This is a genomic window from Candidatus Methylomirabilota bacterium (assembly GCA_036001065.1).
Taxonomy (GTDB): Bacteria; Methylomirabilota; Methylomirabilia; order Rokubacteriales; family CSP1-6; genus MNEF01.
In genome coordinates this window covers 1-20,501 of sequence record DASYUQ010000127.1, presented here as the reverse complement: position 1 = coordinate 20,501, position 20,501 = coordinate 1, and the positions used below count along the sequence as shown (strand labels likewise).

23 protein-coding genes and 1 pseudogene are annotated in these 20,501 nt (G+C 70.5%); 3 read left to right on the top strand and 21 right to left on the bottom strand.

From position 1 onward, the window contains the following. Window positions 1-139 precede the first annotated feature (139 nt). The 5 genes from VGV13_12635 to VGV13_12615 form a co-directional block, all read right to left on the bottom strand. Window positions 140-493, bottom strand: coding sequence for a nucleotidyltransferase domain-containing protein (locus tag VGV13_12635; GenBank protein ID HEV8641939.1), 354 nt, complete (start codon window positions 491-493; stop codon window positions 140-142). Further along, window positions 462-854, bottom strand: coding sequence for a HEPN domain-containing protein (locus VGV13_12630; GenBank protein HEV8641938.1), 393 nt, complete (start codon window positions 852-854; stop codon window positions 462-464). The genes VGV13_12635 and VGV13_12630 overlap by 32 nt, the downstream gene beginning before the upstream one ends. 178 nt (window positions 855-1,032) lie before the next feature. Next, on the bottom strand, window positions 1,033-1,593 hold the full coding sequence (locus VGV13_12625) for a DUF3106 domain-containing protein (GenBank protein HEV8641937.1): 561 nt from the start codon (window positions 1,591-1,593) through the stop codon (window positions 1,033-1,035). Beyond that, window positions 1,594-2,034: a zf-HC2 domain-containing protein gene (locus VGV13_12620; protein HEV8641936.1), complete on the bottom strand. Its 441-nt coding sequence runs from the start codon at window positions 2,032-2,034 to the stop codon at window positions 1,594-1,596. 1 nt (window position 2,035) lies between these two features. After that, window positions 2,036-2,614 carry a sigma-70 family RNA polymerase sigma factor gene (locus VGV13_12615; GenBank protein ID HEV8641935.1) on the bottom strand — a complete coding sequence of 193 codons (579 nt, stop codon included), beginning with the start codon at window positions 2,612-2,614 and terminating at the stop codon, window positions 2,036-2,038. Between the two features lie 167 nt (window positions 2,615-2,781). Between VGV13_12615 and VGV13_12610 the strand changes: the two genes are divergently transcribed. Continuing rightward, window positions 2,782-3,219, top strand: coding sequence for a nitroreductase family deazaflavin-dependent oxidoreductase (locus VGV13_12610; protein HEV8641934.1), 438 nt, complete (start codon window positions 2,782-2,784; stop codon window positions 3,217-3,219). Window positions 3,220-3,345: 126 nt separating this feature from the next. On the opposite strand, the gene VGV13_12605 is transcribed toward VGV13_12610, so the two are convergent. The 16 genes and pseudogenes from VGV13_12605 to VGV13_12530 form a co-directional block, all read right to left on the bottom strand. Beyond that, entirely contained in the window at window positions 3,346-4,521 is a 1,176-nt protein-coding gene (locus VGV13_12605; GenBank protein HEV8641933.1) for a Xaa-Pro peptidase family protein, read from the bottom strand. A gap of 2 nt (window positions 4,522-4,523) precedes the next feature. Then, window positions 4,524-4,886, bottom strand: a complete 363-nt coding sequence (locus VGV13_12600; GenBank protein ID HEV8641932.1) for a hypothetical protein — start codon at window positions 4,884-4,886, stop codon at window positions 4,524-4,526. A 69-nt stretch (window positions 4,887-4,955) separates the two neighbouring features. Beyond that, a pseudogene (locus tag VGV13_12595) lies at window positions 4,956-5,891 on the bottom strand (NAD(P)/FAD-dependent oxidoreductase). 13 nt (window positions 5,892-5,904) lie between these two features. Then, the gene (locus VGV13_12590) at window positions 5,905-6,606 is read right to left on the bottom strand and encodes an SDR family NAD(P)-dependent oxidoreductase (protein ID HEV8641931.1); all 702 of its coding nucleotides are present in this window, start codon (window positions 6,604-6,606) and stop codon (window positions 5,905-5,907) included. Then, window positions 6,603-7,493 carry a chromosome partitioning protein ParB gene (locus VGV13_12585; GenBank protein ID HEV8641930.1) on the bottom strand — a complete coding sequence of 297 codons (891 nt, stop codon included), beginning with the start codon at window positions 7,491-7,493 and terminating at the stop codon, window positions 6,603-6,605. The genes VGV13_12590 and VGV13_12585 overlap by 4 nt, the downstream gene beginning before the upstream one ends. A gap of 10 nt (window positions 7,494-7,503) precedes the next feature. After that, a complete protein-coding gene (locus tag VGV13_12580) occupies window positions 7,504-8,499 on the bottom strand; it encodes a branched-chain amino acid ABC transporter permease (protein ID HEV8641929.1) in 996 nt (331 codons plus the stop codon). After that, window positions 8,496-9,359 carry a branched-chain amino acid ABC transporter permease gene (locus tag VGV13_12575; GenBank protein ID HEV8641928.1) on the bottom strand — a complete coding sequence of 288 codons (864 nt, stop codon included), beginning with the start codon at window positions 9,357-9,359 and terminating at the stop codon, window positions 8,496-8,498. The genes VGV13_12580 and VGV13_12575 overlap by 4 nt, the downstream gene beginning before the upstream one ends. Beyond that, window positions 9,359-10,063 carry an ABC transporter ATP-binding protein gene (locus VGV13_12570; protein ID HEV8641927.1) on the bottom strand — a complete coding sequence of 235 codons (705 nt, stop codon included), beginning with the start codon at window positions 10,061-10,063 and terminating at the stop codon, window positions 9,359-9,361. Before VGV13_12570 ends, VGV13_12575 begins: the two co-directional genes overlap by 1 nt. 258 nt (window positions 10,064-10,321) lie before the next feature. Continuing rightward, entirely contained in the window at window positions 10,322-11,053 is a 732-nt protein-coding gene (locus VGV13_12565; protein ID HEV8641926.1) for an ABC transporter ATP-binding protein, read from the bottom strand. Window positions 11,054-11,154: 101 nt separating this feature from the next. Beyond that, window positions 11,155-12,480 (bottom strand): ABC transporter substrate-binding protein, encoded by a 1,326-nt coding sequence (locus VGV13_12560; protein ID HEV8641925.1) that lies wholly within the window; start codon window positions 12,478-12,480, stop codon window positions 11,155-11,157. Window positions 12,481-12,547: 67 nt separating this feature from the next. Further along, entirely contained in the window at window positions 12,548-13,156 is a 609-nt protein-coding gene (locus VGV13_12555; GenBank protein HEV8641924.1) for a methyltransferase domain-containing protein, read from the bottom strand. After that, window positions 13,144-13,785: an HAD family phosphatase gene (locus tag VGV13_12550; GenBank protein ID HEV8641923.1), complete on the bottom strand. Its 642-nt coding sequence runs from the start codon at window positions 13,783-13,785 to the stop codon at window positions 13,144-13,146. Before VGV13_12550 ends, VGV13_12555 begins: the two co-directional genes overlap by 13 nt. A 4-nt stretch (window positions 13,786-13,789) precedes the next feature. Continuing rightward, window positions 13,790-14,419: a DUF1054 family protein gene (locus VGV13_12545; protein HEV8641922.1), complete on the bottom strand. Its 630-nt coding sequence runs from the start codon at window positions 14,417-14,419 to the stop codon at window positions 13,790-13,792. Between the two features lie 11 nt (window positions 14,420-14,430). Further along, entirely contained in the window at window positions 14,431-16,317 is a 1,887-nt protein-coding gene (locus VGV13_12540) for a CocE/NonD family hydrolase (GenBank protein HEV8641921.1), read from the bottom strand. 12 nt (window positions 16,318-16,329) lie between these two features. Next, complete coding sequence (locus VGV13_12535) at window positions 16,330-16,722, bottom strand: cupin domain-containing protein (GenBank protein HEV8641920.1); 393 nt, start codon at window positions 16,720-16,722, stop codon at window positions 16,330-16,332. 169 nt (window positions 16,723-16,891) lie between these two features. Beyond that, window positions 16,892-17,785: a methyltransferase domain-containing protein gene (locus VGV13_12530; GenBank protein HEV8641919.1), complete on the bottom strand. Its 894-nt coding sequence runs from the start codon at window positions 17,783-17,785 to the stop codon at window positions 16,892-16,894. A 129-nt stretch (window positions 17,786-17,914) separates the two neighbouring features. Between VGV13_12530 and VGV13_12525 the strand changes: the two genes are divergently transcribed. Beyond that, entirely contained in the window at window positions 17,915-18,862 is a 948-nt protein-coding gene (locus VGV13_12525; protein HEV8641918.1) for an SDR family oxidoreductase, read from the top strand. Next, window positions 18,862-20,346, top strand: a complete 1,485-nt coding sequence (locus VGV13_12520; GenBank protein ID HEV8641917.1) for an ABC transporter substrate-binding protein — start codon at window positions 18,862-18,864, stop codon at window positions 20,344-20,346. Before VGV13_12525 ends, VGV13_12520 begins: the two co-directional genes overlap by 1 nt. The last annotated feature ends 155 nt before the right edge of the window (window positions 20,347-20,501 follow it).

The following is a 20,501-nucleotide window of genomic DNA, read 5'->3' as shown; positions in this document are numbered from 1 at the left end:
GGGCGGTGTTCAGGAGATGGTTCGACCGCAGCCAGCGTCTCTATAGGAGGACGTGGGTGCGCACGTACCCACGCTGGCCACGGCCGCTACCGACGCCGCGTTTCCGCACATTCCTCGCCAAAAGAATTTCGGATCGGGGTTAAGCCGAGCGGCGGAAGAGCGTCTGCCCGGTCCGGAGGGCGCTGCGGACGAGCCAGTTACCCTCCGCGGTCATCCGCTCGATCTCGGCGCGCGTGTAGGGAAAGACATCGACGTCCACCGGGAAGCGGGACGGCGGGAACCGCGCGATCCGCTCGAGGAACGGCCGGTCGCTGTCTCGGAGGATCAGCATGAGGTCGACGTCACTACCCGGCACCGGCGTCCCCGCGACGAGGGAGCCGAAGAGGATGACCTCCTCCAATTCAGGATGGCGCTCCACGAGGGCGCTGACATACTCTTGCAGCGCTCGGTGGACGGCCTCCTTATCGAAATACGTGATCCTTACAGTGCTCAATCACTCGCTCCGCTGCTGCGATCGCCCGCTCCGCTTCGGCCCGGGTGTAGAAGTCCATCGGCGCCCCTTCCGGGTACGAGTTCGGAGACCGGGGCGTGATGTAGTGCTTGTCGAGCTCCTTGGCCGTCTCGATGAGCTCGTCGCCTGGCCGGGCGCCTGGTGGGAGCTCCCCGAGAAGCCGGCTCACCGCGTGACCGCGGGCGTCGCCACCGAGCCGCTGATACAGCGCCTTCACCGCCTTCTCTGCTGATTGCTGCGCGGCGAACGCCGCCCACTCAAACGTCTCGCGCTCCAGTGCGGCGCGGGCAAGCTGAAGGTCACGAAGAGCTTGGCGGAACCAGTCCTCGGCGCGCGACGTCACGCCGCCACAGTCTCATCGGCCGCCCTCCGGCGCAACGACGGGCCCGGCGTTCAGGCTGTTGAGCACGTGGAGTGTCGTCGTCTCGCCGACGCCGCCGGCGCCACCGCGGCGGTTGTCGTGCCGGCGACGGGGGCCAGCAGCGCTCGCGCGATCCCCAGGCGGCGGGCGGCGCGGGAGCTCATGGTCGGGGACGGTCGGACTGCCCGCCGGGCTCCTGGCGGTGGCGCTCGCGAAGCTGCTCGCGTTCCTCGGGGGTCATCTGCCGCCAGCGCTCGCGGAGCCGCTGGCGCTCCTCGGGGGGCATCTTCTGCCAGCGCTCCCAGTTGCGGGTGATCCGCTCGCGCTCCTCGGGCGACAGCGATTCGTACCGGCGCAGGCGCTCCATGATCCGCTCGCGGCGCTCGGGGGGCAGCCGCTGGAAGCGCTCGTAGGCCTCCTGTAGCTCCTGGCGCCGTTGCCCGGGCAGCGCGTTCCAGCGCTGAAAGTCGCGCAGGATCCGCGCCTTCTCCTCGGGGGTCATGGACTTCCACCGGCGATAGTTCTCCACGGCCCGCTGGCGCTCCTCGGGCGTCATCCGCTGCCAGTGCTCCGGATTGCGCTCGGCGACGGCCCGCTCCTCCGGCGTGAGGCTCTCCAGCCCCGGGCGCGGCGTCTGAGCCCAGGCGGTCTCCAGCGCCGCCAGCCCGAGACCGGAGATCAGGGCGAGGACGCAGAGGTGGCCCGCCAGGCGACGCGCCATCTAGCCCTCCTGCTGCGGCGCCAGGCGATCGAGGTGACCGATGAGCTCGAGATCCTCGAGGAGATCGAACTGCTCGACGGCGACGTCCTCGACGGACGGCAGGTCGGGGCGCGGCGCGTGCCGCACGCCTCCCTGCCACGCGAAGACCAGCAGCACGCCCGCCAGCGCAGCGGAGAGCGCGACCGGGACCGGGCTCAGCCACCACCGCCGGCGACGGCCGCGGGCCTCGACCTTCGCCCGCAGCTCGGCGCGCCACCGACCCCAGTGAACCTCGGGCGGCGCCGGCGCCGAGGCCCGGAGGCCGTCGAGGATCTCGCGGAACGCGTCCCGCGCGCGCCGGCACTCGGCGCAGCCGGCGAGATGCGCGTCCACGCGCTCGCGATCGGCGGGCGCCAGCTCGCCGCTGAGGTATGCGATCAGTTCGCTCGTCGGGTGTTGCATCTCAGCCTTTTCCCACCGTCTTCCTGAGCGTGGCGAGCGCCCGGTGAAGGTGGACGCGCACCGTGGCCTCCGAGCACTTGAGCACCGCGGCGACCTCGCTGGTCGGCAGCTCCTCCTGCACCTGGAGGAGCACCGCCGCGCGCTGCCGCGGTGAGAGCGTGTCGACAGCCTCCCAGACCCGCTTCATCTTCTGCTCCCGGTCCAGCGCCTCGATGGGATCTACCGTCAGGGCCGGCCGATCGTCCAGAACCGAGCGGTCCGGCTCGTAGTCGGACGGGTCGGACTCTCCGGTCTGGACGAACCGCTGCCACCAGTGACGGCGCCGGCGGTGATCCAGACAGAGGTTGACGAGGATCCGGTAGAACCAGGTCGAAAAGCGGGAGCGGCCGGCGAAGCTCCCCGCCATCTGATAGAGCCGGACGAACGCCTCCTGGGAGATGTCGCGCGCCTCCTCGGCGTCGCGCAGGATGGACCACGCCAGACGGTAGGCCCGCTGCTGGTAACGCGTAACCAGCAGGTCGAACGCCGCCTCGTCCCGTTCGGCGACGCGGCGACACAGCAGCTCATCGGGTGGCTCCACGCGTTCAGTTTATCTGCCGCGGCGCATATTGTGGACGCTCCATCAGCCTATCCCCCCAGGCCCTCTGCGGCGCGGCCAACTCACCGCTTGCCGGATTAGACGGGCAGGCGTATTCGGACGTTTACTGGACAGGGCGCGGCGCCGGGCGAGCGCCCGCCGGGGGGAGCATGGCCGACACCTACCAGCTCTGGGAGGGCCGCCGACTTCTCAACGCGCTCGTACGCGTTGCGGTGCGCCTGGGCGTCGCCCCCAAGCGCTTCTACCTGCTCACGGTGCGTGGCCGGAAGTCCGGCCGACTCTACTCCATCCCCATCATCGTGCTCACGCGGGGTGGAGAGCGATGGTTGATCGCGCCCTACGGCGAGCGCGCGTGGGTCAGGAACGCCCGCGCGGCGGGGCGGGTGACGCTGAGTCGCGGGCGCCAGCGCGAGACCCTGGCCGTCCGCGAGGTCGGCCCCGAGGAGGCGGCTCCGATCCTGAAGCAGTACCTCGGCGAGACGCCGATCACGCGAAGGTTCTTCGACGTCACCCCCGAGGCCCCGCTGGCCGACTTCGCGCGCGAGGCGCCGAGGCATCCCGTCTTCAGGCTGGTGCGGACGGCCTAGTTCGGTCGGAGGGGGGGCCGTCGAGGCCCCCTCCGAACCTCCCCAGTGGGGGTTGCGCCGGCGGAGCCGGCGCTCGAAACGGCGAGCAGTGGTCGCAGTGAGTTCGCGCCATTCGCCGACGGACGGCTAGTCCAGCACCACGAGCCCCCGGGCCGAGCGGTTCATGACACTGGCGCCGGCGCGGGTGACGAGGACCGTATCCTTTATATGGAGCCCACCCCAGCCGGGCTCGTAGTAGGGCGTCTCCACCCGCAGCACCATGCCCGCCTCCACCGGCGCGTCGTTGCCCGGCGAGAGCTTCGGCCGCTCGTAGCCTGCCAGCCCGATGGCGTGGCCGACGTGGCCGCGGTCGTAGTGGGCGAGTCCCGCCTTCCGCGTGGCCTCGATCGCCACGTCGAAGATCCGTCCCGCCGCCACGCCGGGCCCGATGGCGTCGATCGCCGCCTCCAGTCCGCGCTGCATGGCGTCCCAGACCTGCTGCTGCCGCGCCTTCGGCTCACCCATCACGGCGGTGCGCCCGAGGTGCGAGTAGTAACCCTGGTACACGCAGCCGAGGTCGAAGCGCACCAGGTCGCCCATCTGCAGCGCGCGGTCGGACGGGCCGATGGCGAGGATCGCCGTGCGCTCGCCGAACAGGAGGACCACGGCATACGGCTCGGCGCCGCGCTGGGCGGCCTCCGCCTGGTAGACGAGGGCCGCGTCGCGCTCGGTGACGCCGGGCCCGAGCATCTGGAGGACGGCGTTGACGCTCTCCTCGGCGATGTGGAGCGCGCGCTGGAGGCACTCGATCTCCCACGGGCCCTTGATCATCCGGGCCGCGCCGAAGGGCGCCGCCGCCTCGATCACGCTCAGGCCGGCCAGGCGCTCGGTGATGCGCCGCCAGGCGGCCGGGCCCAGCCCGCCCTCGTCGAGCCCCACCCGTCCCTGGCGCACGCCCAGGGCCTCGAGCGCGGCGGCCAGCGCGTCGGCGGCCGTGGCGGCGGGCTGGCGGGTCCACTCCTGGACGCGGCGCGCCGTCTCGTCGGCTCGTTCGGCCGGGCCGAAGAAGAGGCGGCCGTAGCAGCCGACGTGGTCCACCTCCATCCCCTCGGCGGCGGCGGCCGGCACGTCGCCGGCGGGGACGACCAGCCCCGTCCCGCGCCGCGTGAAGATCCCGAACAGCTCCATGCCGCGATAGCTGGCCTGGATGAGGCTGCGGAATCCGGTGACGTAGCAGAGATTCTCGGGCGCCGTGGCCACCAGGGCCTCCAGCCCCTCCCGGTCCAGCGCCGCGGTCAGTCGCTCGGCCTGATGTGGGTACACGGTCAGAGCTCGCAGACTTCGTGGAACTCGTGCGCGGCCACCTTGATGAAGCGCTCGGCCTGGCTCGGATGGATCGAGAGCTGGGTGGACAGCGCCTCCGCGGTGACGCCCACCCGGATGCCGAGGGCGGCCAACTGGATCAGCTCGGCGGCGGCGTAGGAGACCATCTGGACCCCGAGGATCTTCTCGGTGCCCGCCTCGAAGACGAGCTTCAGGTAGCCGCCGTCCTCGCCGGTGGCCACCCCATTCGAGGCGCCCTTCATATCATGGGTGGCCACGTGGCAGGGGATGCCGCGGCCCTGGGCCTCGCGGTGGGTGAGGCCGACGCGCGCGACCTCCGGCGTGGTGAAGATGGTCTGGGGCACGACCGAGAGGTCGGGCGTCACGCGGTCGCCCTGCACCGCGTTCTGGGCGGCCACGCGGCCCTCGTGGGCGGCCGTGGGCGTGAGCTGGACGTTGCCGGCGGCGTCGCCGGCCGCGTAGACGTGGGCCACCGACGTCCTGAGATGGGGGGAGGTCTTGAGCCCCAGGCGGTTGGTCTCGAGGCCGAGCCCCTCGGCGCCGAGCGAGCGCGGATCCCAGCGGCGGCCCACTGCGAAGCAGACGACGGCCGAGCGGACCTCGCGCGCGGCCTCACGCTGGACGAAGCGCGTGACGATCCCGCCGCGCTTGCCGGTGAGGCCGGTGACCTGCGTGCCGCGGTGGAAGACGACGCCCTGGGCCTCGAGCAGCGCGCGCAGGTAGGCGGCGACGTCGGGATCGAAGCCCGGAAGGATCTCGTCCTCCCGGGCGACGACGGTCACCCGCGCGCCGAGGTCGTTGAACGCTCCCGCCATCTCTAGGCCGATGGCGCCCGCGCCGACCAGGACTAGGCTCTCGGGAAACTCCGGGAGGAACAGCAGCTCGTCGGACGTGATGCCGAGCTCGCGGCCCTCGATGGGCGGCACCACGGGCGCGGAGCCCGCCGCGATGATGATCTTCTCGCCGTAGACGCGCGCGCCGTCGACCGCGAGCGTGTGCGGGTCCTGGAAGCGCGCCTCGCCCAGCCAGACCCGCGCGCCGTAGCGCTCCAGCTTGTCGGTGGGCGGACGCAGCCGGGCGACGATCTCGTGCTGCCGGGCGACGACGACCGGCCAGTCGAGCCGCGACGGGTTCACCCGGGTTCCGAAGGTGGCGGCGTGCTGGGCCAGCCGGTGGACGCGTCCCGCCCTGACCAGGGCTTTCTTGGGAATTCACCCGCGGTTGATGCAGGTGCCGCCGAGGGGCCCGCGGTCGATGAGGGCGACGGTGGCCTGGAGATCGCGCGCCACCTTCAGCGCGTTGATCCCGGCGGCGCCCCCTCCGATGATGACGACGTCGTAGCGATCCATCGTTGACCTCCGCTCAGATTGTCAGCAGGGCGCCAGTGAGGTGCCCGGTCTCGTCACCGGCCAGGAAGGCGATGACGTCGGCGACGCTCTCCACCGGCACCCAGCCCCGGCGATCGCTGTCGGGCATGGCGGCGCGGTTGGCGGGCGTGTCCATGGTGCTCGGCAGCACGCAGTTGGCGGTCACGCCGGAGCCGCGCAGTTCCTGGGCCAGCGCCTGGGTGAAGGCGATGACGCCCGACTTGGCGACGGTGTAGGCGATGAAGCCGCCGGCAGGCGGCACGACGGCGCGCGAGCCGACGGTGATGACCCGCCCGCGGCCGGCGGCGACCATGGACGGCACCACGGCCCGGGCGACGGTGAAAACGCTGGTGAGGTTCGTTTGGAGCATGCGATCCCACGTCGCGCGATCCGTCTCCAGCAGGCTGCCGGAGGCGAAGCCGCCGACGAGCGCGACGAGGACGTCGATGCGCCGGTGGCGGTCGAGCACGGCGGCGACGAAGCCGGTCACGGCGGTGGGGTCGGTGGTGTCGGCGCGCGCGCTCAGAAGGCGGTCGCGCTCCACCGGCTTCAGCCGGGCCAGCAGGGCCTGGTGCTCCCGGTCGGTGCGGTAGGGGACGCTCACGGCGGCGCCGTCGGCGAGGAGCCGGAGGGTCACCGCCTGACCGAGGGCGCCGGTGCCGCCGGTGACGATCGCCACCCGTCCGGCCAGGCTCATTCGGATGGCGCCGGGGCCATCATGATGGACACCCGCTGGATGTCTTCGTAGCGGACCTTGCCGACGTCGAAGTCTTGGATGTTCTCGCGCAGCTTGCGGAACGTCTGCTCGAAGGAGGGCAGCGTCTTGCGGGCGCGGGTGAGCGGCGTCGTCCGGGCCAGGACGTAGTTCTTGACGTAGGGATGGTTGATCCCGCGCTTCTTGATCCTGGCCACGACCGCCCCCAGCGCCTCGTCGGCGGCGCGCACCAGGTCGGCGCGCTCGGCCCGCTCCTCGAGCCCTTTACGCAGGGTGAGCTTGAGGAACTTGTCCACGCGACGTAAGACTGGGGCGAAGGCGCCGCCGGCGAAGCGCTTGTTCGCCTCGTAGAGGAGCCCCAGGGTGACGAAGTGCGCCGACTCGAACTGGAACGCCCAGTTCTCCTCGGTGCTGGAGGGCTGCTCCCCGGCCAGCGCGCGGTACATCCGGATCACCTCGAAGGACTTCTCCTTGAGGTTGTGCGCCTTCTCCGTGTTGAGCGGCAGGATCTGGTAGCCGACCTCGGGCTCGACGACCAGGATGGCCGGCAGATGCTCGGCCTTGAGCTTCTCGAGCACCATCCGCCGGTGGTTGCCGTTGGGCGTCCAGTACACGCCGGGCCGGGGGGAGAGGGCCACGACGGGATCGAGGAAGCGGCCCAGCTTCCGGACGGCCTCGGTCAGGCGCTTGACGTGGGCCGGCGAGAGATCGCGCTGGTAGGGGCTCGCCTCCACGCGGTCCCGGGGCAGCAGGCAGAAGATCTGCCAGTGCTCGCCGACGGGCTCCTGGTAGATCGCCAGCACGCGGCCGCCGTCGCGCTCGACCTGCGCCGCGAGATCGCGGGCGGCCTTGGAAGGCTCCTTGTCCATCGTCCCCTCCTCAGGCCGGCGCCGACGCCGGGAGCGTCCGCCGGCGGCGCAGCAGGCTCCGGGCGCTGCCGTAGATGCCGGAGGGCAGGAAGATGATGAAGAGGACCAAGAGTAGGCCGTAGATCGTCTCGGCCATGCCGATGAACCTCACCCCGAAGATCACGCGCAGGTACTCGGAGAGCGCGATGGTGAGGGCGGTGCCCACCGTCGGCCCCAGCAGCGAGTACATGCCGCCCAGCACCACGGCGAAGACGATCCGCAGCGAGACGCCGATGCCGGCTAGCGTATCGGGGTTGACGTACGTGAAGTACTGCGCGTAGAGCACCCCGCCCAGCGCCGTCAGGGCCGCCGACAGCGCGGTGAGGCCGAGCTTGAAGCGGGTGACGTGGATGCCGACCGAAGCCGCCGCCGTCTCGTCCTCCCCGATCGCCTCCATGGCCGAGCGGGCCATCGACCGGTCGAGCCGCGCCCAGACCCAGAGCCCCAGCAGCCACACCACCAGCGACGCGTAGTAGAAGACGCGCCTGTCCGCGTACTGGATCGCCAGCAGGCTCGCGTCCGCGCCGGCCGGCCTGACCGTGAGCCCCAGGGAGCCGCCGGTCCAGTCGCGTTCGGCGATGATCAGCAGCCGGACCACCTCGCCGACGGCCAGGGTCACCAGCGCAAAGTAGTGACCGAGGATCCGGAAGCGCGAGCAGGGATAGGCGACGACGAGCGCGAAGCCGACGGTGAGGGCGACGGCCAGCAGCGTCCCGATCCAGGGCGTCAGCCCGTAGAAGTTCCAGAGGAGCGTGGTCGCGTAGGCCCCCAGGCCGAGGAAGGCCCCGTGGCCGAGCGAGACGAGGCCGAAGCGCCCCATGAGCGACCAGGCGCCGCCGATGAAGGACCAGATGAAGATCTGGATGGTCACGTGCAGCACGTACTGGCGCATCCCGCCCATGGGGACGAACGGCGCCGCCGCCAGCGCGGCCAGCAGGGCGACGGCGGCCAGGCGGCCGGGAGTCATTCGCGTTTCGTCAGGATGCCGCCCGGGCGGACGAACATCATCACGATGAAGAGCGCGAAGGCGATCACGTAGCCCATCTCGGTCGACCAGGTGACCCCGCCGATCGAGATGATCTCGCTCATGATGAACGAGGCCACGAACGCCCCCACCATGTTCCCCAGGCCGCCCAGCACGCAGATCATGAAGGTGATCGGTCCGAACGCCGCCCCGAAGTGCGGGTGCACGGAGTACTGGATGCTCAACAGCGCCGCCGCCAGCCCCGCCATGGCCCCGCCCACCGCCGAGGTGACGAGGTACACCCGCCGCGGATCGGCGCCCATGAGCGCCATCGCCTCCCGGTCCTGGGCGACCGCGCGGATGGCCGTGCCGATGTAGGTGCGGGTCAGGAAGAGGTAGAGCCCGATCATGGCCAGGATCGCGATGACGAAGGCGATGAGGCGGGCGAAGGAGACGAACATGCCGCCGAGCTCGATGACCGGGAGCGTCACCCGCACCGACTTGTGGTCGGTCGTCCAGAGGAACGTCGCGAACGATTGGAGGAAGAAGAGCAGGCCGCCGGTGGCCAGGAGCTGGTTCACGGGCGCGCTGCCCAGGATGGGCGAGATGATCAGCACGTGCACGCCGATCCCCAGCAGCGCGCCGACGCCGATCGCGGCCAGCCCGGCCAGCCAGATCGGCCAGCCGTAGACCATCACCAGGAAGTAGACGGCGTACATGGCGATCATCACGAGGTCCACGTAAGCGATCCACACGATATCGATGACGCCGAAGATGAGGTTGAGGCCGAGGGCCAGGAGCGCCAGCACGCCGCCCAGCAGCAGCCCGTTGATGGCCGCCTCGGCCAGGAAGATCGGGTCGATCACAGGCCGACGTACGCTTTGCGGACGAAATCCTGCTCGGAGAGCTCGTGGGCCCGCCCTTGCATTTTGATCCGGCCGACCTCCAGCAGGTAGGCGCGATCCACCAGCTTCAGCACCTGCCGGACGTTCTGCTCGACCACCAGGATGGTGTAGCCCTCCTCGCGTATCCGGCGGATGAGGTCGAAGAGGCGCAGGACCATGACCGGGGCCAGGCCCATCGAGGGCTCGTCGAGCAGGATCAGCTTCGGGCGCGACATCAGAGCCCGGCCGATCGCCAGCATCTGCTGCTCGCCGCCGGAGAGGCTGCCGGCGCGCTGCCTCCCACGCTCGGCCAGCGCCGGGAACAGGTCGTAGACGCGGGCCAGGCTCTCGGGGAACGCCTGGCGGGCGGCGGGCAGGAACGCGCCCATCCGGAGATTGTCGCCGACCGTGAGGGCGGGGAAGATCCGCCGTCCCTCGGGCACGTGCGCGATGCCGTGAGCGACGATGTCGTGGGCGGGGCGGCCGGCCAGCGACTGGCCCTCGAAGATGAGCTCGCCCGCGCGGGGCGGGATGAGCCCGGAGATGACGCGCATCAGCGTGGTCTTGCCGGCGCCGTTGGGGCCGACGACGGCGACCGCCTCGCCGCGAGCCACGCGGAGCCGCACGTCCCACAGCGCCGTGAACTGTCCATACCCCGCCGTCACGTCCCGTAGCTCAAGCATCGCGACTTCCCGGATCGTCGGGGTGTGCCACGACGGGGGATCGAGCTGGCAGACGAGAGTTGGGGTCACGCCTGCGGGTGGCGGGGGAGCGGCCCCCATTCGCCAGCAGCCTGTCGAACCGCGCGCGCGGGCGGGTGAGAACACAAGCCTGAGATGCGCGCGTCGATCGGCCGCCGCCCGCAACGTCAGTCGCCAACAGCGATGCCGAATGGGGGCCGCGACCCCGACAGGCCCCGCCGGCGCAGCCCCGAGAGCGCGTCATGCCAGCACGATCTTCTCGCCGAGATACGCCTCGACGACCCGGGGATCCTCCGCGACCTCGAGCGGCTTGCCCTCGGCGATCTTCTCGCCGTGGTCGAGCACGACCACGCGATCGACCACGCGCATGAGCGTCGCCATGATGTGCTCGACCCAGACGATGGTGATGCCCAGCTCGCCGCGGACGCGCCGCAGCATGTCGGCGGCGCTCGCCATCTCCGCGAGATCGAGACCGCCCAGGCTCTCGTCGGCCAGGAGGAGCCGGGGGCGCGTCGCCAGTGCCCGCGCCAGCTCGAGCTTCTTGAGCCCGCCGGCGCCCAGCAGGGTGGGGGACGCGTGCGGATCGGTCGACAGCCCCACCAGCGCCAGCACGTCGCGGGCCCGCTGGCGCGCTTCCTCCTCGGTGGTGGGCCGGGCGGCGCCGTAGTGGGCGGCGACCGCGACGTTTTCGAGGATGGTGAGCTTGCGGAAGGGCCGGGGGATCTGGAACGTCCGCGCGATGCCGCGGTGACAGACGGCGTCGGGCGTGAGCCTCGTGATGTCCTCGCCCCGGAACGAGATGGTGCCGGCGGTGGGGCTGAGGGCGCCGGCGATGCAGTTGAACGCGGTCGTCTTGCCGGAGCCGTTGGGTCCGATCAGGCCGAGGATCTCGCCCTCCCTCACCTCGAAGGAGACGCCGCCGAGCGCGATGAACCCTCCAAACCTCTTCGTCAACCCATTGACCGTCAGCATCGCCTCACGTGGGGAACGCGCGCGTTCGAGCGCCGGCGGAGCCGGCGCAATCCGATACCTGGGGGAGGTTTGGGAGGGGGCCGTCGAGGCCCCCTCCCACTTTAACGTGCCGCAAACGGCGAGGACGCCGGCAGCGGCAGCACCGGTTGAGCGGTCGCTACGGTCTTGGGATAGACGAGGCCGAACTTGCCTTCGATCACCTGGAAGACGGCCGGGAACGCGCGCTCGTTCTGGCCCGCGAACCGGTGACCCGGCGGGTGGAACTTCACGCCATAGCCTTGCATCGTGCCGCCCTCGGGGATGTCCGTCTCGCGCGCCGCCTTCGCGAGCGCTTCGGGGCTCAAGCCGCCGTGTTTCTGGATGGCGCGCGGCACCACGTCGTTGAAGAGGATCCACAGGTTGTTGAAGCCCATCGACACGTGCGGAGCGATCGCCTCGACCGGCATGTTCCTGTCGAACTGGGCCTGGAAGCGCCGCACCATCTCCGCGGTCATTTCGCCGACGCCCGGCTTGAGCTTCTTCGGGTCGATGAGCTGGGAGGCGATCGGGTCCACCGTGTGGAAGAAGTCCACGTCCTTGCCGAAGGCTTCTTTCAGCTTGTCGAGCTGGCTGTGACCGGCGCCGTGGCCGATGTATGCCTTGACCCGGAGGCCCTGCTCCTTGGCTTGCCGCAGGAACAGCGAGATGTCAGGGTTGTACCCGGTGTGGTAGAGGATGTCGGGCCGCGCGGCCCGCAGCTTGGTCACGAGCGCGGAGAGGTCGGGCGCGCTGGCCGAGTACCCCTCCTTCAGGGCGACGTTCAGGCCGCGCGCCTTCGCCCGGGTCTCGTTGCCGAGCGCGACGTCGGAGCCGTAGGGTCCGTCCTCGTAGATGATCGCGATGCGCAGATCTTTCGGGTCCTTCTTCAGTCTGTCCTTCGAGTTGTCGACGATGTACTGCACGGACAGCTCGCCGAACTGCACGCCGGTCGGCTGCGGCCGGAACGTGTACTGGAGGTTGCGGCCGTCGAAGACCTTGGACGAGATGGCGGTGGTGATCCAGAGGAACTTCTTCTGCCGGTCCACCTTCTCGGCGAGGGGGACGGCGTGGGCGCTGGAGTAGACGCCGGCGAGGATGTCGACCTTTTCCACGTTCAGGAGCCGCTCGGCCTCGTTGATAGCGACCTCGGCCTTCGACTGGCTGTCGCCGTCAACCTGGACGATCTTGTACTTGCCCATCACCCCGCCGCGCTCGTTGAAGTAGTCGATGATCATCTTGGCGCCGCGCCAGTTGTTCATCGCGCTGGCGGCGGAGAAAGGACCCGTGTGGTCGTAGAGCACGCCGACCTTGATCGTCTGACCCTGCGCGTCGACCGTAGGCGGCGGGGCGGTGATTACCGCGACGGCCGCGACGAGAGCGAGCGCCAACAGGACGCGCAATGGTTTCATGCGACGGTACCTCCCCGGGGCTGAAAGTGCCCGTAACGTTAACACGCACCCCCCCGAGCGTCCACCGTCAGGCGGGCCCGCCGGTCTTCACGGCGTAGACCAGCCATTCCTGGCCGGCGCGCCGCTGGACCGGCCGCGGAGGCGGGAGCGCGCGCTCGATCCTGAACTGCGGGGCCAGGAGGCGGCGGACCTCCCCCCGGGCCACCGGGAACGGCGGACCGCCGCCGCCGATCCGGATGGGAAAGAAGCAGGCCAGGAACCAGCCGCCCGGCTTCAGGATGGCCGCCATCGTCCGCACGTACTCGGCGCGCCGGCGGGGGTCGATGGCGCAGAAGCACGTGTACTCCCACACGCCGTCGAAGGCGTTGGTCCAGTCTCGCGGCAGGGTGAAGATATCCCGCTGCTCGAAGGTGGCGGCACCGGCGGCACGCGCCAGGCGCCGCGCCTCCGCCACCGCCGCGTCGGCGAAGTCGAAGCCGACGACGTCGTAGCCGTGGCTGGCCAGGAAGCGGGCGTCGTGACCGCGCCCGCAGCCCGGCACGGCCACGCGCCCGCGCGGGGGCGGCGTCGTGTCGACGACGTGCACCAGCGACGGGTGAGGCTCGCCCATCTCCCAGCCGTCGCCGCCGCGCTGGTAGAGGTCGTCCCAGAACTCGGGCGCGCTCACAGTGGCCATGCGCATCCCTCGAAGTTCGCGATCACCCGCTCGGCGCCGGCGCCGAGCAGCTCGGCCTCCGTGTGGGCGGTGGCGATCCCGATCACGCGCATGCCGGCCCCGCGGGCGGCCTGGACGCCCACCAGCGAGTCCTCGAAGACCAGGCATTCGTCGGGCGGGATCCGGAGCCCTCGCGCCGCGCGCACGTACACCTCGGGATCGGGCTTGCCTTGCCTCACGTCGTCGGCGGTCACGACGATCTCGAAGTGACGCAGCAGCCCCAGGTCGCCCAGGAGCCTGATGACGTCCGCGCGCCGCGCCGAGCTGGCGACGGCCCTCGGCACGCCGCTCCGCACGAGCGTCTCGACGAACTTCGGGGCGCCCGGAATCGCCGGCAACGCCTGGCCAGCCAGCCTCTCGTAGTGTTCGTGCTTCCGCCGGCCGAGGTCGCGGGCCTGGGCCGGCGACAGCGCGCGGCCCAGCAGGCGCGCCACGGCCTCCTCCGCCGGACGGCCGATCGTGCAGCGCCAGAACTCGGGCGGCAGCGGCACACCCAGCTCGGCGAGGAGGGCCTGCCAGGCGGCGCGGTGGTAGGCGCCGGAATCGACGAGGACGCCGTCCATGTCGAAGACCACCCCGGCGCTGGCCACGCGCTCAGCGCAGACGGTAGAGAGGGGCCAGCGCCCGGAAGGTCTCGAGCGCGGCCTCGCGGTACTGGGCCTCGGTCCAGTGGGCGGCGTCGCTGGCGAGGACGACGCGCCCGACGACGAACTGGCCGTCGCGGGTGCGCGTCAGCTCGTCGGCGAGCTCGGCCAGCTGCTCCGGGCTCATGTCGCTCAGGGCGGCGGCCGCCTCCTCGTCGTGCTCGTTCTTGAACCAGGCCAGGCCCTTCACGCGGCGAAGGACGGGGGTCAGCTTCGGCGCGCTCCGCTTCCAGGCCGCCGCCCAGCGCTTCTTGTCGGCGTGCTCGGGACCGATCTCGAAGAGCAACCGCATGCAGCCGCGCGAGACGGCGACCTTGAAGTGCGGGTGCTTCTTGTAGCCCCGCTCGTTGGAGGTGAACGCCACCCAGGTGTCGTGGGGCGGGTTGACGGTCCGCCGCGCGTGCTTGGCGACGTGGGCGAACGTCGCCTCGCCGGTCGTGCGCTGGATGGCCGGCGCCAGGCTGTGCCCGAGCGCCTCGAGCTTGGGGCGGACGCGGCCCCGGATCTCGCTCATCCGCGCCTGAAACCCCTTCACGTCGAAGACCTTGAAGTCGGCAGCGCTGAAAGCGGAGGACGGCATGGCTGGTCTCCTCAGATCTCGATCAGGGGAAGCGTCACCCGGGACGGATGCCCGGCGTCGTGGTGGATCGTGTTCATCGCGACCCGAGTGACGGCGCTGGCCCACAGCGGATCGCCCGTGTTCGGGTTCACGTCGAACCGGGGATAGTTCGACGAGGACACGTCCAGACGGATGCGGTGGCCGGCCCGGAAGAGGTTGGAGGTCGGGTAGAGCGGGACGGTGCACTCGTAGATCTTGCCCGGCGTGAGGAGCGCGGGGGCGCCGCCCTGGCGGTAGCGGAGGCGCAGGATGGAGTCGGTCAGGTTCATGGCGAAGCCTTGAGGGTAGTCGGCGCTCGGCGGATAGACGTCGATCAGCTTCGCCGTGATGTCGGTATCGGGCGCGTCCGACGAGACCCAGACGGTGACCGTCACCGGGCCGCTCACCTCGAGGTCCCGCGCCAGCGGCTCGGTCTGCCACACGAGCACGTCGGGCCGCGAGCCGAGCGGCAGGTAGGGCGGCCCGCAGCCGAAGAAGCGGGGATCCTCGCGCTGGTCGAAGGCGCCGGGGATGCCAATGATGTCGCGCTCGCGCTCCTCCACGGGAATCTCGGGCGCGCCGGCCGGACGCGGCATCAGCCCCACCAGCGACGACATGTTGCCGCCGATCGTCGGCACCGGATGGCGCGGATCGAAGACGAAGCGGCTCCCGGCCTCGCCGACGGTGGGCGGGGTCGGCGCCAGCCGGCCGCCGCGCTGCAGGAAGTAGTCGGTGAACCGCGCGCGCGGAAGCGGCCACTGCCGCTCCTCGCGCCACCGGCCACCGTGGTCCAGGCGCCCCCCCGCGGTGCGCCGGCCCGACCCGCCGCCCATCACGAAGAGCCGGAGCGGCGCCCGTTCCCGCCGGCCGTTGGGGATGCCCTTGAGCGCCTGGTCGAAGAAGGCCAGGCGCTCCTCGTTGTGATCGAGCGCCGCCTCGGGGCCGAACTCGACGTCGCCGGCGCCGGTGAGGCCGAGCTGTTTGACGCCATGGGTCCACGGCCCCATGATCGCGGTGACCGGCCCGCGCTTGCGCGTCCCCAGCCCCACGAAGTTCTCGAGCGCCGCCCGCGTGTAGGAGTCGTACCAGCCGCTGGTGAAGACCATCGGGCAGTCGGCCGCGCGGTCCCAGTGACGCTCGATGTCGAAGCCGGGCTGCTCCCAGAAGGCGTCGTGGTCGCCGCGGGTGCCGAGGGCGAACGCCCACTCCTCGTAGGCGGGGATGAGCGCGAGCGGCGAGGCGCCGCGCTTGAGCGGCATGCGGGTGAGCCACTCGCGCACGTTCACCGCTCCCAGCGCGCGCTCCAGGGCGGGATCGGCCTTGGCCTCGCGCGACTTGGCCCCCTGCCACAGCGCCCAGCAGAGGAAGCGCATCTCGAAGGCGCCGTTGTGCCGCACGGTCGAGGTGTAGGCGTTGGCGCCGGCCTCATCGACCCACATGGCCGCCAGGTGGGGCGGGGCGAGCGCGGCGGCCGTCACCTGCGTCCAACCGGCGTAGGAGAGGCCGAGCGTGCCGACCTTGCCGTCGCACCACGGTTGGCGCGCGACCCACTCGATCGTGTCGTAGCCGTCCTCCGCCTCCTGGACGAGGAAGTTGAACTGGCCCTCGGAGCGATAGCGGCCCCGTACGTCCTGGAGGACGACCACGTAGCCGCGCTCGGCGTACCAGAGGCCGTTGAGCTCCGCGCGCTCGGGGTTGTCCTTGGAGTACGGCGTCCGCTCCAGGAGCGCCGGCAGCGGCGTGTCCGCGAGCTGACCGGGCCCCGGCGGGCGCCCGCCCCGCGAGGGCACATAGACGTCGGCGGCGAGATGGACCCCGTCGCGCATGGGGACCATCACGTTCTTGAGGACGATCACCTCGTACTGCGGCTTGCTCGCCATGGCCGGGTTCGCCTATTGGCCGGGATCGAGGTGGACGGCCAGCGCCCGGGCCGGGCGGTCGCTCCGGTTGCGGACGTTGTGGGGCGTCCGGCCGCGGTTCCAGACGACCTGGCCCGGCCTGAGGGTGCGAGTGCCTCCCTCCCGCAGCTCTTCCACCTCACCCTCGAGGATATAGAGAAGGGCCGGCCCGGGGTGCTCGTGCCGTCCCGTCTCCGAGCCCGGCTCCCACGTGTCGACGTTGACGCGCACGTTGGTCCGCTTCCAGCGCAGCTCGTCGGTGGCGATATTCAGGACGACCTGGGCGCTCATGCGCGGCGCCGCTGGTGCCGCCGCGAGCGCGCCCGCCCCGGCCAGCATGCCGGCGGCGAAAATGGTTCCGGCCCGGACGATACTACGGGTCTCCATCGCGCTCCTCTCTCAGAGATCGTCGAGGGGGAAGACCGGATAGTATGGGCCGAACATCCGCACGACGCCTCCCCGGCTGCGCGCCGGACCTGCTCCCAGACAGCGGCGCTTAGTCTAAGCCGGTCGGGTGGGCGCTTTCAACAGGAGTCAACCTCCGAGCAGGGCGCGGTCAAGATTTCGAGAAGGCCACGAAGAAGGACCCGAACTCCCTCGGAGCGAAGCAGGGTGGATAGGTGCCGACCCGCCACCTCTCCGCCGGAACCTTCTCCAGGACGAAGTCCTTGTAGCCGCCGAAGCGCCCCCGAAGGCCGGCCTCGGTGAACGCCCGCACGTGGCCGGCGACGCCATCGTGGGGGTGGAAGGGGGGAATGGGGCCGGTGATGATGAATTCGTTCATCGGGACCACGAAACAGAAGCGGCCGCCGGGACGGAGACTCTGAAGAATGCCGTTGACGACTCCGTCCACGTCCCGGACGTGCTCGAGCACGGCGAACGCGTACGCCAGGTCGACTGAGCCCGGCGGGCACCACCGCTCGACCTCCTCGAGAAGTCCGTGGTGGAAGGTGACATTGGGAAACCTGTTGAGTTTTCTGGCGATGTCGACGTTGGTCGTCGATATCTCGATCCCGTCGACCCGCGTCTGGGGATGGCGGGCCCCGATGGTCAGGGCGATGCGTCCTTCCCCGCAGCCGGCGTCCAGAGCCCTCGCCGGGCGTAGCGCCAGCACTTCCCGTTCGAGGAGCAAGAACTCGGGGTGCCTGGCCGTGCGCTCGACCATCTTCCGTGTCCGGCGCCCCAGGAACGTCCGGAGCTCCCGATCGAGGCGCTTGAAGCCGGTGGGTTGCCTGACCGTCCGGTAATACCGCTCGTAGGCGGTGACGTACGCTTCTCGCGTCCGGAGGTGATTGAGCCACGAGCGGATTTCCCCGGCCTCGGCGGCGAGCAGTGGGTCCGGGTGCCGGCGGTTGGCCGTTTCGAGGATCTCCAGGGCGCCCGCAAAATTATCGCGCCAGAGCTCGAGTCGAACGTCTTGAATCACCGCGTCGACCTCTGATGGACTCAATCGTCCCTCCTTGAAGGTGGGTGTGACGTTCGCGCACCATCGTGATTGTACATGTGTCTGTCGCCACGTCCGAGTATTGCGCGCGCCCGAGGCGCCATTGCGCTGGGCCGGGAGTGCTACAATCGGCGGGTGAAATCGCTCTATCTCGTCACCGGCGGCGCGGGCTTCATCGGCTCGCACGTCGTCGAGCGGCTGCTCGCCGACGGCCATCGGGTCCGCGTGCTCGACAACTTTTCCAGCGGCGCCCGCACGAACCTCCCGTTCGCCACCCGCGCCGGGCGCGCGCTGGAGATTATCGAAGGCGACATCCGCGATCTGCCGGCGGTGGAGCGGGCGGCGGCGGGCGCCCGCGTCGTCTTCCACCAGGCGGCGATGCGCTCGGTGCCCCGCTCGGTGAAGGATCCGCTGGGGGCGAACGAGCACAACGTCGGCGGCACCCTCAACGTCCTGGAAGCGGCCCGCCGCGCGCGCGTACGCCGGGTGGTCTACGCGTCCTCGTCCTCCGTCTACGGCGACCGGCCCGACCTGCCCAAGCGCGAGGATCAGCCGCCCGCGCCGATCTCGCCCTATGCGGTCTCCAAGGCGGCCGGCGAGCAGTACGCCACGGTCTGGAGCCGCCTCTACGGCGTGGAGACCATCGGCCTCCGCTACTTCAACGTCTTCGGCCCCCGGCAGGACCCCCAGTCCGAGTACGCGGCGGTGATTCCGCGGTTCATCCTCTGGGGACTCCAGAGCGAGCCGCTCGAGGTGCACGGCGATGGCACCCAGTCGCGCGACTTCACCTACATCGACAACGTGGTGGAGGCCAATCTGCTGGCCGCGCGCGCCGAGGGTGTGGGGGGCGAGGTCTTCAACGTCGGTTGCGGCGCCCGCGTGTCCCTGCTCGACATCATCGCCCGGCTGGAGGCGCTGCTGGGGCGGCGGCTCGAGCGGCGCCACACCCCGGCGCGCCCGGGCGACGTCCCCCACACGCTGGCCGACATCGACAAGGCCAAGCGCCTGCTCGGTTACGCCCCGGCCGTGGGCTTCGACGAGGGCTTGCGGCGCGCGGTCGACTACTTCCGGGGAATGGCCTGATGCGTCGAACGATCCTGCTGGTCGGGCTGGCCGCGCTGGCCGGGAGCTTCGCCGGTGCCGGGGCCGCGGCGCCGACGGGGCTCGTGGTCCAGGCGGCCACGGAGCCGCCCGGCCTCGACCTCACCGCCACGCCCGCCTCGGCGACGGCGGCGGTCGTCCTCTACAACGTCCAGGAGTGCCTGGTGAAGGTGGACCGTCACGGCAAGCTGGTGCCGTGGCTGGCCGAGCGCTGGCACACCGCCGACAGCCGCCACTACACCTTCTTCCTCAAGCGCGGCGTCCGCTTCCATAACGGCCGCGAGCTCAGAGCCGCCGACGTGAAAGCCGTCATCGAGCGCGCGATGAACCCGGAGACGAAGCATCCGTACCCGGGCTACTACGCGGCGATCGGCGACATCATCGTCAAGGACGACTACACGGTCACGTTCTCGCTCAAGAGCCCGAACGCCAATTTCCTCCTCAACCTGGCCCGTCAGGGCTCGGTCATCTATCCGCCGGAGGCGGTGGACACACTCAAGAGCGCGCCCATCGGCACCGGCCCCTACCGGGTCGGCGAGTGGGTGCGCGGCGACCGCATCGTCCTCGTCAAGAGCCCCGATTACCACGTCAAGGGGCTCCCCAGGCTCGACCGCGTGACGTTCCGCTTCATCTCCGACCCCAACGCCGCGCTGGCGGCGCTCAAGGCGGGCGACATCGACGCCTCCCTCTTCGGGTTGGGCCCCGAGCACGTGACGGAGCTCCAGAGGGACGCGCGCTTCAACGTGATCGTCGGGGACACGACCAATGACGTGATCCTGGCCATGAACAACTCGCGCAAGCCCTTCACCGACGTCCGCGTGCGCCGGGCCCTCACCCACGCGATCGACAGGCCGGAGGTGCTCACGGGCGCGATGTTCGGGATGGGCAAGCTCCTGGGCACGAACGTCGACCCGCTCAACCCCTACTTCGTGGACCTCGCCAACGCGATGCCCTACGACCCGGACAAGGCCCGGAAGCTCCTGGCCGAGGCCGGCTATCCCAACGGCTTCGAGGCGGTGCTGAAGGTCGCACCCCAGTACTACTACACGGTCCGGGCGGGCGAGATCATCGCCAACCACCTCCAGAAGGTCGGGGTCAGGGTGAAGATCGAGCAGATCGAGTGGGGCCAGTGGCTGTCGCGGGTGTGGCGCGAGGCCGACTACGACCTGACGATCATCGGGCACGCCGAGTCCTGGGACATCAGCAACTACGCCAACCCGAAGTACTATTTCCGCTACGACAGCCCCAAGTTCCAGGAGCTCTTCAAGACCTCGGAGGTGACCGTCGACGACAAGGCCCGGCGCGAGCTCTACGTACAGATGCAGAAACTGCTGGTGGAGGACGCGCCGGCGGTCTGGCTCTTCATGCATCCGCGCCTGGCCGTGGCCAAGAAGGGCGTGCAGGGGCTGTGGCGGGACCTGCCCATCCCGTCAGCCGATCTCTCCGAGGTGTCGTGGGCGAAGTGAGCATCGAGAGCGAACGCCTGGCGTATGTGCAGAAGCTCGACGAGGCGCCGCGGCGGATCGTGGAGCTGCTGTCGCGGATCGATGGTATCCAGCGCGTAAGTCTTTTCGGCTCCTACGCGCGCGGCCGGCGCGACCTCTTCACGGATCTCGATGTG